At 44.1% G+C, this 15,868-nt stretch carries 14 protein-coding genes; 3 read left to right on the top strand and 11 right to left on the bottom strand.

Annotated features, from left to right (window positions below):
* Nucleotides 1-14: 14 nt before the first annotated feature.
* The 3 genes from lolA to lrp all read right to left on the bottom strand — a co-directional run bounded on the left by lolA (nt 15) and on the right by lrp (nt 4,503).
* Complete coding sequence (gene lolA, locus OC193_RS05620; RefSeq protein WP_048658297.1) at nt 15-611, bottom strand: outer membrane lipoprotein chaperone LolA; 597 nt, start codon at nt 609-611, stop codon at nt 15-17.
* A gap of 75 nt (nt 612-686) precedes the next feature.
* Nucleotides 687-3,845 (bottom strand): DNA translocase FtsK, encoded by a 3,159-nt coding sequence (locus OC193_RS05615; protein WP_048664091.1) that lies wholly within the window; start codon nt 3,843-3,845, stop codon nt 687-689.
* A gap of 163 nt (nt 3,846-4,008) precedes the next feature.
* Nucleotides 4,009-4,503, bottom strand: coding sequence for a leucine-responsive transcriptional regulator Lrp (gene lrp / locus OC193_RS05610; protein ID WP_004734558.1), 495 nt, complete (start codon nt 4,501-4,503; stop codon nt 4,009-4,011).
* Nucleotides 4,504-4,659: 156 nt separating this feature from the next.
* Between lrp and ald the strand changes: the two genes are divergently transcribed.
* Nucleotides 4,660-5,784 (top strand): alanine dehydrogenase, encoded by a 1,125-nt coding sequence (ald, locus tag OC193_RS05605; protein WP_017060246.1) that lies wholly within the window; start codon nt 4,660-4,662, stop codon nt 5,782-5,784.
* 158 nt (nt 5,785-5,942) lie between these two features.
* On the opposite strand, the gene OC193_RS05600 is transcribed toward ald, so the two are convergent.
* Together OC193_RS05600 and cysB are read right to left on the bottom strand one after the other, a co-directional pair.
* Nucleotides 5,943-7,145: a methyltransferase gene (locus OC193_RS05600; RefSeq protein ID WP_048664092.1), complete on the bottom strand. Its 1,203-nt coding sequence runs from the start codon at nt 7,143-7,145 to the stop codon at nt 5,943-5,945.
* Between the two features lie 152 nt (nt 7,146-7,297).
* Nucleotides 7,298-8,272, bottom strand: a complete 975-nt coding sequence (gene cysB / locus OC193_RS05595) for an HTH-type transcriptional regulator CysB (RefSeq protein WP_017060244.1) — start codon at nt 8,270-8,272, stop codon at nt 7,298-7,300.
* Nucleotides 8,273-8,594: 322 nt separating this feature from the next.
* Between cysB and OC193_RS05590 the strand changes: the two genes are divergently transcribed.
* Together OC193_RS05590 and miaE are read left to right on the top strand one after the other, a co-directional pair.
* A complete protein-coding gene (locus OC193_RS05590; RefSeq protein WP_048658294.1) occupies nt 8,595-9,359 on the top strand; it encodes a hypothetical protein in 765 nt (254 codons plus the stop codon).
* A 143-nt stretch (nt 9,360-9,502) separates the two neighbouring features.
* Nucleotides 9,503-10,258: a tRNA isopentenyl-2-thiomethyl-A-37 hydroxylase MiaE gene (gene miaE / locus OC193_RS05585; RefSeq protein WP_048664094.1), complete on the top strand. Its 756-nt coding sequence runs from the start codon at nt 9,503-9,505 to the stop codon at nt 10,256-10,258.
* 104 nt (nt 10,259-10,362) lie between these two features.
* On the opposite strand, the gene pyrF is transcribed toward miaE, so the two are convergent.
* From pyrF to cmk, 6 genes are all read right to left on the bottom strand, one after another.
* The gene (gene pyrF / locus OC193_RS05580; protein WP_017078954.1) at nt 10,363-11,058 is read right to left on the bottom strand and encodes an orotidine-5'-phosphate decarboxylase; all 696 of its coding nucleotides are present in this window, start codon (nt 11,056-11,058) and stop codon (nt 10,363-10,365) included.
* Nucleotides 11,059-11,181: 123 nt separating this feature from the next.
* Nucleotides 11,182-12,357, bottom strand: coding sequence for a lipopolysaccharide assembly protein LapB (gene lapB, locus OC193_RS05575; RefSeq protein WP_016769333.1), 1,176 nt, complete (start codon nt 12,355-12,357; stop codon nt 11,182-11,184).
* A gap of 12 nt (nt 12,358-12,369) precedes the next feature.
* Entirely contained in the window at nt 12,370-12,642 is a 273-nt protein-coding gene (locus tag OC193_RS05570; protein WP_017066774.1) for a LapA family protein, read from the bottom strand.
* 129 nt (nt 12,643-12,771) lie between these two features.
* Complete coding sequence (gene ihfB, locus OC193_RS05565; protein WP_010439923.1) at nt 12,772-13,056, bottom strand: integration host factor subunit beta; 285 nt, start codon at nt 13,054-13,056, stop codon at nt 12,772-12,774.
* Between the two features lie 121 nt (nt 13,057-13,177).
* Nucleotides 13,178-14,848 carry a 30S ribosomal protein S1 gene (gene rpsA, locus OC193_RS05560; RefSeq protein ID WP_010439921.1) on the bottom strand — a complete coding sequence of 557 codons (1,671 nt, stop codon included), beginning with the start codon at nt 14,846-14,848 and terminating at the stop codon, nt 13,178-13,180.
* Between the two features lie 106 nt (nt 14,849-14,954).
* Nucleotides 14,955-15,635: a (d)CMP kinase gene (gene cmk, locus OC193_RS05555; RefSeq protein WP_017060237.1), complete on the bottom strand. Its 681-nt coding sequence runs from the start codon at nt 15,633-15,635 to the stop codon at nt 14,955-14,957.
* Nucleotides 15,636-15,868 lie beyond the last annotated feature (233 nt).

Here is a 15,868-nt window from a genome sequence, read left to right as displayed (position 1 = left end):
TCTGCTTCTTTAGATCAGTTTCTTTGGTCGTCGACCTCGACACCTTCCGGCGCCACAAAAGTAAAACGGTCTGCTGCAGGTTTACCCAAGTCAACATTGCTAAAGGTAAACTCACCTTTTTGACCGTCTTGTTCAATCACATTAAAGCCCTGAACAATGCCTTTCTCGGTGATATTAATCTGGAAGTCACCCTGATTAGAGTCCGCTGCCGTTGGTGTTAGTGTAAATTGGTTACCTGTTTGCGCGACGTTGTAGTTATCCCAATCGCTTTCTTGGTTACGTGTAAGCAGGACAAAAGGTGTTTGCGATGTCGCTTGCTCTTGCCAATAAATACTCACTTGCTCAATGAATGGGCTGTAATACCACAAACTCTGGCCATCAGATACCAATAGGTTTTCATCAGGGAAAGTGGTTTCCCAGCGGAATAAGCTAGGGCGAGCAATCTCTACCGTGCCCTCGCCTTCCATGACAACATCACCATCAGGGCTGATTACGACTTGTTTAAAGTCAGCGCTAAAGCCTGCGTTCAATGCCAAACGGCTACTCAACTCTTCTTTCGGAGAAGCAAACACTGAGAAGCTCATAAATAAAAGTGCGAATACTTTTTTCATCAATAATCCTGTTAGAACATAAGTCGGTCATATTTTCGATTTGACCGACTTAATGGGTATGAGTTCCTAGTGGAACTAATCTTTTGGTGGCGCTGGTGCCAAGACTTCTCGGTTACCGTTATGGCCTGGAGCACTTACGATACCTTGAGCTTCAAGTTGCTCGACAATGCGTGCAGCACGGTTGTAACCAATCTTGAATCGACGCTGTACGCCTGAAACTGAACCACGACGTGAATGAACAACGTGTTCTACCACTTGATCAAACAGAGGATCGACCTCTTCATCACCTTCCATCTTCTCACCCGGAAGCAAGGTTTCTGGGGTTTGTTCGCCGTTAGTGATCTCATCAATATAGTTTGGCTTACCACGCGCTTTCCAGTTATTCACAACTGCGTGTACATCATCATCAGATGCAAAGGCACCGTGAACACGAGTTGTATGACTAGAGCCCGGTGGCAAGTAAAGCATATCACCCATGCCCAATAGTGATTCCGCACCACCTTGGTCAAGGATAGTTCTTGAATCCGTTTTGGTTGATACCGTAAAGGCCACACGGGTTGGAATGTTCGCTTTGATAAGGCCGGTAATAACATCCACCGAAGGACGTTGCGTCGCTAGGATCAAGTGAACACCCGCCGCACGTGCTTTTTGTGCCAAACGTGCGATCAGTTCTTCAACCTTCTTACCGACCACCATGATTAGGTCGGCAAATTCATCAACGATAACCACAATGTAAGGCAGCTTCTCAAGCAATGGGGCTTCAGGGTCCATGCTGTCGCCCGGCTTCCACAGTGGATCGTGAATTGGGTGACCCGCTTCCGCAGCCATCTTAAGCTTATCGTTGTAACCTTTAATGTTACGAACGCCTAACGCTGACATCAGCTTATAACGGCGTTCCATCTCGCCAACACACCAACGAAGGGCGTTCGACGCATCTTTCATGTCGGTTACCACTTCAGACAATAGATGAGGGATACCTTCGTAAACCGATAACTCAAGCATTTTCGGGTCGATCATGATGAATCGAACATCTTCCGGTGATGCTTTGTAAAGCATACTCAGAATCATTACGTTCACACCTACCGACTTACCAGAACCGGTTGTACCAGCAACCAGAACGTGAGGCATTTTCGATAGATCAGCAATGACCGCTTCACCTGCGATGTCTTGTCCTAGAACCACTGTCGTCGGCGATTTCGCTTCTTGGAACTGAGGGCTAGCAACCACATCTGAGAAGAATACCGTTTGACGACTCATGTTCGGCAGCTCTAAGCCAACATAAGGTTTACCCGGAATCACCTCTACGACACGTACTGCCAATGCAGAAAGCGAACGCGCTAAGTCCATAGAAAGACCAGAAATACGGCTCACTTTCACGCCTGGAGCCAGATCAAGTTCGAATCGAGTGATTACTGGACCTGGGAAAATATCAACCACATCTGCCTTGATCTTATAGTCCGCTAGCTTAGATTCAACAAGACGAGCAATTGCCTCTAATGCGTCACGGTCAATAAAGGTTTCACGCTTTTCAGGGTGGAATAACAATTCAAGTGTTGGTAATGGCTCAGCAGGCTTCGGTAAATTAACATCTTGTTGAACCAAGAACGGGTTCTGCGCCGCTGCCATATTCGCTTGGGCTTCAGAAACAATGCTTTGGAATGCGGCGACATCCTGATCTTGATGGAAAGGCTCTTCTTCCGTAACTTCTTCCCAAGGAAGATCAACAGCTGGCTCTTGGCTTTGTGCTGTTGGCTGTTCAGGCTCTGAATGTTCTTCTTGATAAGAGAAAGGTTCAAATTGCTCATCAGCTAATTCTGCATCAGCTTGCTCGGTTTCAGTCTGCTGAACTTCAGGAGCGAAAGTCTGTTCGTCAGCCTGCTCTTCCGTTACATCAAATGGTGAAGCTTGTGCAGAGAAATCATCTTCCACAGTTGCTTCTGGCTCACCCATTGGTGAAGCGTATAGAGATTCTGGCTGAACATCTTCAACATCGAATTCATTCGTTACTTCTGGCGAGCTATTGATCTCTGGTTCTGCACTTTCAAGAGCCATATCAGTAGAGGTAACGTCTTGTTGCTCATTCTGCATGTATTGCTGATACGCGATTTGAGATTCATGCGCATCAACCTGTTCTTGCTCCGCAAGATCATCTTCATACATAGCGGCGTTTTCTAGCTGCTCGATAGTGGCATTAAGCTGCTTCGAGCGCTCAATACCTTCTTCTAACGGTTCTTCTGGCGCTTTGTAAACAGGTGCTACAGGGATCAACTCAGGTGCAACTTGAGGTTGGCGCTGAACCTGAGGTTCTTCTTGTTCTGAAGCTTCTTGCTTCGCTGGCGCCTCAACAGGCATGTGAATATTGTAATGGCGCTTCGGTGGCGCAGCGCTCTCTAGCGCACTTGCAGCCGCATCTGACGAATCATTGGTCGCAGAAAAGCTCATTGCAGGATCTAGTGGATCATGCTCTGTTGATTCTTTGTTATCTTCTAAAGCAGGAACATCACGGTAACTCGGCTCTTGATGACGTTCTTCGATTAAATCGCGGTCCGCTGATTCTCTTAGCTGAGGCTCTAGTAGCTCTTGATCTTGGCCACGAGCCTTATTAACAGCAGACGTGAAGAATTTGATGGCACATTCACCTAACCATTCCACAATGCTTAACCAAGAAATACCAGTTAATAGAGTAAAACCAGCACCCCATAAGAAAAGAAGAACCAGCGTACTACCAAGAACATTCAACGTCGGAAGTGCAAGGCTTGTTAAGACGTCACCCACGACTCCACCTGATGAAAAGTACCAGATGTCGTCAAAGTTAATATCCGCTAGACCACAACTAGTAAGGATTAGGATAGTCAGGCCAAGTAAGCGAGTGCCCCACAGCATGAAGTCGATCTGCTCTTCTTCATTACGCTTGCGGAATAATACCCACGCAGCAACCGTCACCAAGATAGGCAAAGGGTAAGCCAAAGAACCAAATACGAAGAAAAGTGTATCCGCCAACCAAGCACCTAGATAACCACCCGCATTTTGAATGTCACCACCCCACGCCGTTTGCGACCATGATGGGTCAGCTGGACTAAAAGTTAATAACGCAACGGCAAGTAGAATAGAGAAGAGAACACCGAGAATCAGGCTGCACTCTTTGAGACGTTGAGAACCACTCAAACGAGGAGACTGAGGCTCTTCACTCGTTTTAATGATTGTTTCTACTTTATTACTGCTCTGCTTGAACATAAACCAACTTAATAATTAAACGGGATAAAAACATCTCGAGCGGCAAAAGCCGCTCGTTTCAATGAAACTACTGTTGATTTAACCATATCAAACAGAAAAACCCAATTCCAGAAAGCAAGAAAGCGGAACAAATGTCCGCTTTCTTTCATTTCACCAATTGTGACTAACGAGTTTTAATCACAAGTTGATTAGTTTGTTTCACTTCTTCCATTACAACGTAAGTTCGAGTGTCGTTTACGCCCGGTAGACGAAGTAACGTATCACCCAGTAGCTTACGGTAAGCACCCATATCAGATACACGTGTTTTTAGAAGATAGTCAAAATCACCCGACACTAAATGACACTCTTGGATGTCATCTAGTTTCTGCACAGCGGTGTTGAATTGTTCGAACACATCTGGCGCACCACGGTTCAACGTAATTTCAACAAACACTAAAAGTGAAGCATCAAGGTACTGTGGGTTCAGCAATGCTGTGTACCCAGTAATGTAACCTTGACGTTCTAAACGACGAACACGTTCAAGACATGGAGTTGGAGAAAGTCCTACTCGTTTTGAGAGTTCAACGTTTGAGATACGACCGTCTTTTTGCAACTCATTAAGAATGTTGCGGTCAATACGATCTAGTTCCTTGGACGGCTTCTTATAATTGTCTGCCATTTTTTATTCCACCTTATTACTTCCTTGCAAAAAAATATACTACAACTTTTTAATATTCAGTATCAAATTTTATCTGAACCTATCTATACTAGATATTAATTCGACAGAATTACCCTACACATAGATAAAACAACCAAAATAAAATGAGGAGTCAGGATGATCATTGGCGTACCTAAGGAAATCAAGAACCACGAATACCGCGTTGGTATGACCCCAGCTAGCGTGAGAGAACTAATCTCACACGGCCACCAAGTTTTTGTAGAAACCAATGCCGGTACTGGTATCGGTTTTTCAGACGATGATTACATCGCTGTAGGCGCATCCATTCTTCCTACTGCTGCTGACGTTTTCGCGAAAGCAGAGATGATTGTAAAGGTTAAAGAACCTCAAGCTGTCGAGCGAGCTATGCTTCGCGAAGGGCAAATATTATTTACCTATTTACACCTTGCACCAGATTTTCCACAAACTGAAGAGCTTATCAAGAGCAAAGCTGTCTGCGTAGCCTATGAGACTGTAACAGATAATATGGGTCGCTTGCCACTATTAGCACCAATGTCTGAAGTAGCTGGTCGCATGTCTATTCAAGCAGGTGCACAAACATTAGAGAAATCTAACGGTGGTTGTGGTCTTCTTCTTGGTGGCGTTCCAGGTGTTGAACCAGCAAAAGTTGTTGTTGTTGGTGGCGGCGTTGTAGGTGCTAACGCAGCACGTATGGCTGTTGGCCTTCGCGCTGATGTTACAATCCTTGACCGTAACGTAGATACACTTCGTCGTCTTGATGAAGAATTCCAAGGTCGCGCAAAAGTGGTTTATTCTACTGAAGACGCTATCGAGAAGCATGTTCTAGAAGCAGACCTAGTGATTGGTGCAGTACTAATCCCTGGTGCAGCAGCGCCTAAACTGGTTACAAAAGAGCACATCGCTAAGATGAAGCCAGGTTCAGCTGTTGTTGACGTTGCAATCGACCAAGGCGGTTGTTTCGAGACTTCTCACGCAACCACTCACGCAGACCCAACTTACATCGTTGATGACGTAGTTCACTACTGTGTTGCAAACATGCCAGGTGCTGTAGCGCGTACTTCAACTTACGCACTAAACAATGCAACACTTCCTTACATTGTTAAGCTAGCGAACAAAGGCTACCGCGAAGCACTTCTATCTGATGAAGGCTTCCTAGAAGGTCTAAACGTCATTCACGGTAAAGTAACTTGTAAAGAAGTTGCAGAAAGCTTTGACCTTGAATACGTAGATCCAGCAGAAGCTATCGCAATGTTTAACTAATGATGTAGTAACTAACTGAGCGTCAAATTTTCTCGTTGAAGCGTTCAGTTAATCCACACATTAAAAAGCCAGTCCGATTTTGTCGAACTGGCTTTTTTGTCTCTATAACACTATCGTTCGAAAGCGATGATTAGCACGCTTTCTAATAACCGCATCGTTTATCTATCGCTCTTAACACCATGAACCAACAGATTTCGAGGTGTGACACTACGTTCACAAAACTCTTCGATGGTGGCTTCGTAGCCTTGTTCTTTTAAATAAATCGCGCGATCCAACGCTAGCCATATCTCTAATGGTCGTCTAAAGACTTGCTGAACCAGGCTTAGTTTTTCCATCTCCCAGAAAAGTTGCTCCCCTTGAACAAGATAAGACTCAAAATCGGTATCCAAACGAATTGGGAGCTCTTTAATCTCTGAAGCCCATAAACAAAAAGCTTTAAAGCCCGCAGACAATTCTGATTTTTTGATGCTCGGCACGGGAATGTATTCATCAATCCCCATTTCAGCCTTGAGTAACTGACTGAAGCCTAGGCGATAACTCATCTCCAATTGGCGATGTCGCTTTACCCTTTCGCCACCAGTAACGGTTTCTTGGAGTGGAATTCGTAAATCACTCTTGCTCAATGTTAAAGCCGAGGCTTGTGCCACTGATGACATCGCTTTGTAGTTGTCGTCACGAATAAGGTGATAACAACAAGGGGATATAGTCACAGCAGGAAGCCCATGCGACACGGACTTTTTAACTAACTCAACATGGAGATCACCACAAGCATGAAGAGCGACCGCATGTTGATTAGAATTAAACACCTTATCAGCACTCTCAGAAAAGGCATCACCTTGAACGAACGTCATTTCTAAACGTCGTGCATCTGCAATCTTTTGGCCGCTTTCGCACAGCGATTGTTGCCACTCGAAGCTGGTCACTTTTTGCTTCGATTGTTGAGATAAGATTCGACCAAGGAAACCCTTTCCAGAACACCACTCCAGCCACTCTTTACCATGGTGGTGCTTAAGTACCGCCTCTCCCATCGACACGATTTGTTGCAACTTTCTACCGGGAATACCATCGGCAGTACCACGAGGGAGGTGGAGCCCAACCAAAGCTGTATTATCAAACTGAATATTTTGATTCGCGAGCTCTAAATCAGGAAGGAAACGAATCAGTTCCTCGGCCAACAGCTCAGGGTTTTCTTTTAAAGTTTGAATGCTTTCAATGCTTAAGTCTTCTAACCAGTCAACAAGTGGACGATTGGCCTCTTGCCATGGTTGCTGTTGAGTTTGGCATAGGTGAAAAGGCTCTGAGCGCCAATAAACTTGGTGCTCTAACAAAAATGAGTCGAGAATTGTAAATCGTGAATGCATGATTCCCCCTATGGTGCGTGGATTGTAGGGGTAAGAGCTTCAAATGGAAAGGTTCGAGACAAAGAGAACTAAAAAACGCACGCCCAATAAAGCCGAAAACAAAACGGCCTGTAAATACAGGCCGAATAAGAGTCTAGCTTTAAATGAAGAGATTAACGAACAGGTAGTTCGATATCTTTAAACATCTCTTCGATCTCTTCATTAGACTTCAAAGAAATGGCTTGCTCAACTACTGGGCGAGTTAGGTGCGGCGCAAAACGCTCCATAAAATCAAACATGTAAGAACGCAGGAATGTGCCTTTTCTAAAGCCAATGCTTGTGGTGCTAGCACCAAATAGGTGACTCGCATCAATCGCAACCAAATCGGTATCTTGCTCGTGGTCAATCGCCATACTTGCGATGACACCCACACCAATGCCCATGCGAACATACGTTTTGATGACGTCCGCATCGGTCGCGGTAAACACAACACGCGGTGTTAGGCCAACTTTATTGAACGCAGTATCAAGCTCAGAACGACCAGTGAAACCAAATACGTAGGTCACTAGAGAATAAGCCGCAAGATCTTCGATCGTTATATTTCGCTTCTGTGCCAGAGGGTGATCTTTGGTCACAACGATCGAGCGGTTCCAGTGGTAACAAGGCAGCATAATCGCATCTTGATAAAGATGCAGCGCTTCCGTTGCAATCGCAAAGTTCGCTGTACCCTTAGCTACCGCTTCTGACATCTGGCTTGGTGTACCTTGGTGCATGTGAAGCGATACTTTTGGATAACGCGCAGTAAAACCTTTAATCACATCAGGCAGTGCATAACGAGCTTGAGTATGAGTGGTTGAAATATTCAATGTACCCATCTCTGGATGAGTGTGTTCACCCGCTACGGCTTTAATACTCTCAACACGAGCTAAAATCTCTTGAGAGATGCGAATGATATCCTCACCGGCTTGGGTAACCTGTGTTAAATGCTTACCACTACGCTCAAAAATCTGAATGCCTAGCTCGTCTTCAAGTAATCTAACTTGCTTACTAATGCCTGGCTGAGATGTGTACAAACTCTCTGCTGTAGCTGAAACATTTAGGTTATGGTTTACAACCTCAACAATGTACTTCAGTTGCTGTAACTTCATATCTAACCTCGTAATCCTTTACTCATTTCTGTGCTAACTTATTTGCAAAGAGAGCGTTATAGTCTCGTGTAATATAATTAATAGTTATAACGCTTCAAACACAAAAATGACAGAAAAATTGAGTTTTTCTAGCTTAACAAACAAAAACATCACTAACGCTTTGCAACCCAACCCTCATTCTCATACATTAGTGGGTAAGTTTTGATTGCCGATTTCGCTCAACAAGAGATAATCAGAAATTGCAATTTACGAGTGCCGATACACAATGGAATCGTGTATCCTCTCAGGTTAGCTATAGAAAATAATAAGCAGACTCAAACATATGAATATTGGTTTAATAATCGCCTTAGTAGCCGTTCTTTTGGTGTTAGTTTTAGGCTACAACATCATGCTTCAATATAAAGTTAAGGTAGAAACAGCGAAGAAACAGGAAGCTTCTCGTTATCTAACCATTATTGACGGTACAGAAGAACTGATTGGCAACGCTCATCACATGCCGTTTAGCCAAGATCTTCTTGTGTGCTTAAACAATCGGATTCTTGATGCATTAGAAAACATGTATCAACTCGATCCAAAAAATAAGCAGCTTGCCCAACGCATTGAAAGCGTAAAACAACAGATCACTCAGCTCAAAGAGAACTACAAAGGTGGTGAGAGCACAGTTTTCCGCGTACCAAGTAGTGACAAGCAAGCAATCATGATGCTAAAGCTCGTTAAGCGCCTACGTGATACAGTCCGTAACGAACACAATAAGGGTCGCTTCGAGACTCAAGCTTATGTGGTTGAAAACGCTCGTCTAGAGACAATTCAAATTCGTATCAACATTGAAAACGTTATCAAACGTGCAAACGACTCGATTTCTCGCGGGCAACCGGGAACAGCAATTCAGTTACTGCGTAAAGGTATCGATGCGCTAGCAACCAAAAATGATTCGTACTCTAATCAAGCAAAAGAAAAGCTACAGCAGATGCTCGACGAGCTTGATCAAAAACGCCAAGATAAGAACGCTCAAGATTTACAACAGATCGAATCTAAAGAGCGAGAAGACGATATGGATGCCCTCTTCGGTCAAAAGAAAAAATGGTAACAGTCTAACTCAACAATTAAAGGCCGCCTTATTTACATTAAATAGGCGGCCTTTTTTATAGCTGTTGAATTTCCTTTCTCTGTATAGGGAGATCTCTTGAGCTGTGATAAAATCCCCGCATTATCAACAAACTTTCCCTGACCATGTATCAAGAACTACTCGCTCCAATCCACTCTTTTCTGAAAGCAGAAACGCCAGATTCATGGATAGATGAAGCCAAAAAGCCTGAAAATCTGCACATCATTCTACGCGATCACATGCTGTGTGAACTTAAAGCAGCACAGAGTGCCTTGTTCCTTATCCGCAAGTACGCAGTTGATAAAGAAAGTGCGAAACAACTGAATGAATGGATTTTGCCATACGAGCAATTTGCTTACCGTCGTATCGGAGACTTAGAGTCTCTGCGTGGTAAAAGCAACGTATCCAAGCAAATCACAGCGAAAGAAGGCTGTAATTACGGTGCTGATCTGATCGATAAGATGGTACTGCTGATCAAAGAAGAGCTGCATCACTTCTACCAAGTCATGGAGTTGATGGAGAAGAAAGGCGTAACTTACCAGCCAATCGAGGCGGGTCGTTATGCTAAAGGCTTGATCAAACAAGTTAAGACTTACGAGCCTGATGCTCTGGTTGATAAGCTTATCATCGGCGCGTTTATTGAAGCTCGCTCTTGTGAACGATTCGCTAAATTGGCTCCTTTCTTGGAAGAAGACATGGAGAAATTTTACGTGTCTCTACTTCGCTCAGAAGCTCGCCACTACCAAGATTACCTTAAGCTAGCAGAACAGATCGCAGGTAAAGATATTTCAGAGCGTATTGCTCATTTTGCGCAAGTAGAAGCGGAACTTATCACTTCAGAAGACAGTGACTTCAAATTCCATAGTGGTGCTCCAGTTTAAACTCTGTGCAGAGAATTCATTCCAGTTTAGACTAATCCGGACAAGACAATTAAGGCCAGCAATATGCTGGCCTTTGTTATTTATATCTCGAGCTAAATATAAACTTAAGCTAGCGTACCGTTGATCTCTGCAAGTACAGCAGCTGGGTCAATAGCTTGAGTAATAGGACGACCAATAACAAGGTAGTCTGACCCCGATTCAATCGCTTTAGAAGGGGTCATGATACGCTTCTGGTCACCAACATCAGCGCCTACAGGACGAATACCTGGAGTCACTAGTTTGAACTCCTGACCAAGTGCGCCTTTAAGCAAAGAAGCCTCTTGTGCAGAGCATACAACACCGTCTAAGCCAGAGTTCTTCGTTAGAGAAGCTAAGCGCATCACTTGCTGCTGTGGTTCAAGATCCAAGCCAATACCCGCTAAGTCAGATTGCTCCATACTGGTTAGGACAGTTACGCCGATTAGCAACGGGCGATCTTTACCATACGGTTCTAAGATTTCGCGAGAAGCCGTCATCATGCGCTCACCGCCACTTGCGTGTACGTTCACCATCCATACACCTAGTTCAGCGGCAGCGCGGACTGCCTTTGAACATGTGTTCGGGATATCGTGAAACTTAAGGTCTAAAAATACTGAGAAACCACGCTTATGCAATTCACGAACAAATTCAGGGCCAAACAGAGTAAACATCTCTTTGCCCACTTTTAGGCGGCAAGATGCTGGATCAATACGATCAACAAAGGCTAACGCATCCGCTTGGTTGTCATAATCCAAAGCTACAATGATTTTTTGGTCGTTCATTTCATCTCCTAACGCAGTTAACTTTCTAAAAATTTCAATCACCAAAGCAGGTGATAAATAACAGTCATAAAAATGCAGCCCGAAAGCTGCAATTAATAATTTGGTCTTAAAATGACCACAAATCTATTCACCATCAAGCCCACGAATAGGCTTGATCGTTCCCCACCCCTTACATGAAGGGCAGTGCCAATACATTGAATGTGTTGAGAAACCACACTGACGACAACGATAATGGGGCTTAACCTTAAGTTGTTCACCAACCATAGACTGAAGTGTGGTTAAGCTGTCTTTCGCTCGACCTTCTTCAGCTTCCGCTAGGTGGTAATCAATTAATCGATAAAAACCTTTCATGGTTGGGTTTTTAACAAGCTGCTTGGTCAGTAGCTCTTGCGCAGAGCCTACATCTTCATGGTGAGCAACCAATTGCGCCAGCATCAGTTCGGCAGATACACCGGCTTTCTTCTGTATACACGCTTTCAGGAACTCGACCAGTTGAGCTTCTTGTCCAAGTTTGTGGTAACACTCAGCAAGAGTTGGCAACACCTCACTGATAAAATCGATATCTTGTTCGAGTACCGACTCCAGACAATCAATTGTCTTTTGGTAATCTTCATTCGCTAAGTGGAACTTACCTAAAGCAATACTTGCACGAACACATTTAGGATCTTCAGAAAGCGCCTTCTTGAAGTGCTGAAGTGCTTTAGAGCGATTGCCATCAGCTTGCTCCTGCATCGCAAGTTCACACCAAAAATGCGCTACTGTCGCACGCATTTTCATTTTCTTCTTACCAAGCTTAACGAGGATATTTCCGTAATGGATAGCCTTATTCCACTCTCGAGTTTGCTGATAAATAGCAACTAACTGCTGCAAAGCGCCCTCTTTGTGGTCGGGTTCTTCTACAAGCTGTTCAAAGATTTTTTCGGCGCGATCAAGAAAACCAGAGACCATGTAGTCTTTAGCTAATTGTTGCAGTGCGAGATTTTTCTGGTCGAGAGTAAGCCCCGAACGAGAGATAAGATTTTGGTGAATTCGAATAGCGCGGTCGACTTCGCCTCTTGAGCGGAACAAGTTGCCCAAGGCTAAGTGAGTGTCGATGGTCTCATTGTCTACTTGAAGTAGCTCAATAAAATGATCAACCGCTTTGTCAGATTGGTCTGACAGTAATAGGTTCAAACCCGTCACGTATTGACGGGAGATCTGGTGTGATTGTTTTTGTTTTTCTTGCTGAGCATTACGATTACCCATATACCAACCATAAGCGGCTGCGATAGGCAAAAGTAAGAACAGTAACTCTAACATCAAATATAGCCTTTAAGCTTTAGTATCAGCAGCGACCTGCTTTGATTGCTTATTGAGTTGCTTCTTCAAGCGATGAATTTTTAGCTGAGACCGCATGTGCATATTGCCAAAGACTAACCAAGCAAGGGCAAAGCCTGAAACGAATACAACGCCTAGTAAACTTGATAGGTGGAAGTCACCTTGCGCTAGCAGATAGTTGAAATTCACAGTTGTTTGGTTTTGAGAGCCTAAAGCCAGTGCAATTAGGAAAAGTGCGATAACGGCGACTATTTTTATAATTTTCATAGTTCATCACTCATTGGTTAGTTAGCTGTACGATTATGCAGGAAAATTACTAATCAGACCACCATATTATGGTCATAAAAAAGCGGCATACATTATAGTATGCCGCTTTTCTTAATTCCGATAAGTAGGCTACAGTCCTGAGTTTACTCGTTCGCGTAGCTCTTTACCTGGTTTGAAGTGAGGAACGTATTTGCCTTCCAACTCTACCTTGTCACCAGTTTTAGGATTACGTCCAACACGAGGTTCACGGTAATGCAGAGAAAAACTGCCAAAGCCGCGAATTTCGATTCGATCACCACTTTCTAGTGTTGAAGCCATGTGCTCTAAAATGTCTTTTACAGCGTCTTCAATTTCTTTTGCAGAAAGATGCGTTTGCTCAGCGCATAGTCTTTCAATCAATTCAGACTTAGTCATAGTTACCCTCGTTGGTTTTCTTTTTAGAAATTATAGACCTATCGGAAAAATAAGCAAAAAAAAAGGAGCCTTACGGCTCCTTTCTTGGCTATATAGCTATAATTCTCTTAACGAGAAGCTATTATTCGCCTTTAGCAGCTTTGAATGCGTCTGCCATTGCGTTACCGAACGCGCCTTCTTCAGACTTGTTCAGTGAAGCCATTGCTTCTTGCTCATCAGCTTCATCTTTAGCTTTGATAGATAGGTTGATTACGCGGTTCTTACGGTCTACACCAGTGAACTTCGCTTCAACGCTGTCGCCAACGCTTAGGATTAGAGATGCATCTTCGATACGGTCGCGAGAAACTTCAGAAGCGCGGATGTAACCTTCAACGCCTTCGATTAGCTCGATAGTAGCGCCTTTCGCGTCAACTGCAGTAACAGTACCGTTTACAAGAACACCTTTCTTGTTGTCAGCAACGTATGCGTTGAACGGGTCGTTTTCCATTTGCTTAACGCCAAGAGAAATACGCTCACGCTCTGCATCTACTGCTAGAACAACAGCAGAGATTTCGTCGCCTTTCTTGTATTCACGTACAGCTTCTTCGCCGGCAGCGTTCCAAGAAATGTCAGATAGGTGTACAAGACCGTCGATACCGCCTTCTAGACCGATGAAGATACCAAAGTCAGTGATAGACTTGATCTTACCAGTAACTTTGTCGCCCTTAGCTTGCATTTCTGCAAATGACTGCCATGGGTTAGCTTTACACTGTTTCAGACCTAGAGAGATACGACGACGTTCTTCGTCGATATCAAGAACCATAACCTCAACTTCGTCGCCAACATTAACAACTTTAGAAGGGTGGATGTTCTTGTTAGTCCAATCCATTTCAGAAACGTGTACTAGACCTTCAACGCCTTCTTCGATTTCAACGAAGCAGCCGTAGTCAGTTAGGTTTGTAACACGACCAGAAAGCTTGTGACCTTCAGGGTAACGCTTAGCGATTGCTACCCATGGATCTTCGCCTAGTTGCTTAAGACCTAGTGAAACACGAGTGCGCTCACGATCGAACTTAAGAACTTTAACTAGGATTTCGTCACCAACGTTAACGATCTCTGATGGGTGCTTAACGCGCTTCCAAGCCATATCTGTGATATGTAGAAGACCGTCAACACCGCCAAGGTCAACGAATGCACCGTAGTCAGTAAGGTTCTTAACGATACCTTTAACTTCAGTACCTTCTTGTAGAGTTTCAAGAAGTTCGTCACGCTCAACACTGTTTTCAGATTCGATAACAGCACGACGAGAAACAACAACGTTGTTACGCTTCTGGTCTAGCTTGATTACTTTGAACTCTAGCTCTTTGTTTTCTAGGTGAGCAGTGTCACGGATAGGACGTACGTCTACTAGAGAACCTGGAAGGAAAGCACGGATACCGTTAAGTTCAACAGTGAAACCGCCTTTAACTTTACCGTTGATGATACCAACAACAGTTTCAGCTTCTTCGCAAGCTTTCTCAAGTACGATCCAAGCTTCGTGACGCTTAGCTTTCTCACGAGAAAGTTGAGTCTCACCGAAACCATCTTCAACAGCGTCTAGAGCTACGTCTACTTCAGCACCAACTTCAACTTCAAGTTCGCCAGCAGCGTTCTTGAATTGTTCAGCAGGGATAGCAGATTCAGACTTAAGACCAGCGTCTACAAGAACGAAACCGTTCTCGATAGCTACTACAGTACCTTTAACGATGCTGCCTTGTTGGAATTCAGTTTCAGATAGAAACTCTTCAAAGAGTTGAGCAAAAGATTCAGTCATTATTTAATCTTCAATAATTAAACGTCCATGGGTATCCTACCGCATGGGGTTGATAAATTCGCCGGTCATCATCCTTGCGACCAACGTTCGTACTAGCTCGGCGAAATTACCCAGCCAGTTTCGATTCAATATAGTGTAGTGCTTTTTCTACTACCTGCTCAATATTCATTGAGGTGGAATCAAGCACTAGAGCATCCTCTGCAGGGCGAAGTGGCGCCACTGGGCGATTACGATCTCGGTCGTCTCGCTCTTGGATCTCGCTCAAAAGGTCGTCAAATTTAACATCTAACCCCTTCTGTTGCAACTGTTTAAGGCGGCGACTCGCACGCTCTTCAGCACTTGCATCTAAAAATATTTTCGCTTCAGCTTCAGGAAACACAACCGTTCCCATGTCACGGCCATCGGCAACCAAGCCAGGCGCAGCGCTGAATGCACGTTGACGACGAAGCAGTGCTTCTCGAACGCGAGGTAAAGCAGCAACTTTTGAAGCCGCCATGCCAGTCTCTTCTTTACGAAGTTCACCAGACACATCTTCACCTTCTAGGATAACCTTAACTAAGTCGCCTTCAGCAATAAACTGCACGTCTAAGTGTGTAGCAAGCGGTACTAAAGCATCTTCTGATTCTGTATCCACACCATGGTGAATTGCAGCTAAAGCCAATACGCGATAGATCGCGCCTGAATCTAGAAGATGAAAGCCTAGCTTATCTGCTAGTAACATACACAGGGTACCTTTACCTGCACCACTTGGTCCATCAACCGTAATCACTGGGCTTTGAGAAGGCATCTTTTACTCCACGTTTTGTCGTAAGTTTTATTCTGTACTAGCGATTCGCCACTACTTTATAGGCGGCATATTATAGAGAAAAATTGGAAGTCGAGCGAGGTAAATCTCAGATAATTCCGTGTTGATGATGCATAAACAAATGCAACCAGCTCAATATCCGTTTGCGTAAGTCAATAAGACACCCACGCGCTTATCGATAGCGTACTTTTCGATAGATAGAAAAAAGCCTCGCA

The organism is Vibrio crassostreae (assembly GCF_024347415.1).
GTDB lineage: Bacteria > Pseudomonadota > Gammaproteobacteria > Enterobacterales > Vibrionaceae > Vibrio > Vibrio crassostreae.
The sequence above is the reverse complement of the archived record's forward strand: the minus strand, read 5'-3'. Positions and strand labels throughout refer to the sequence as shown.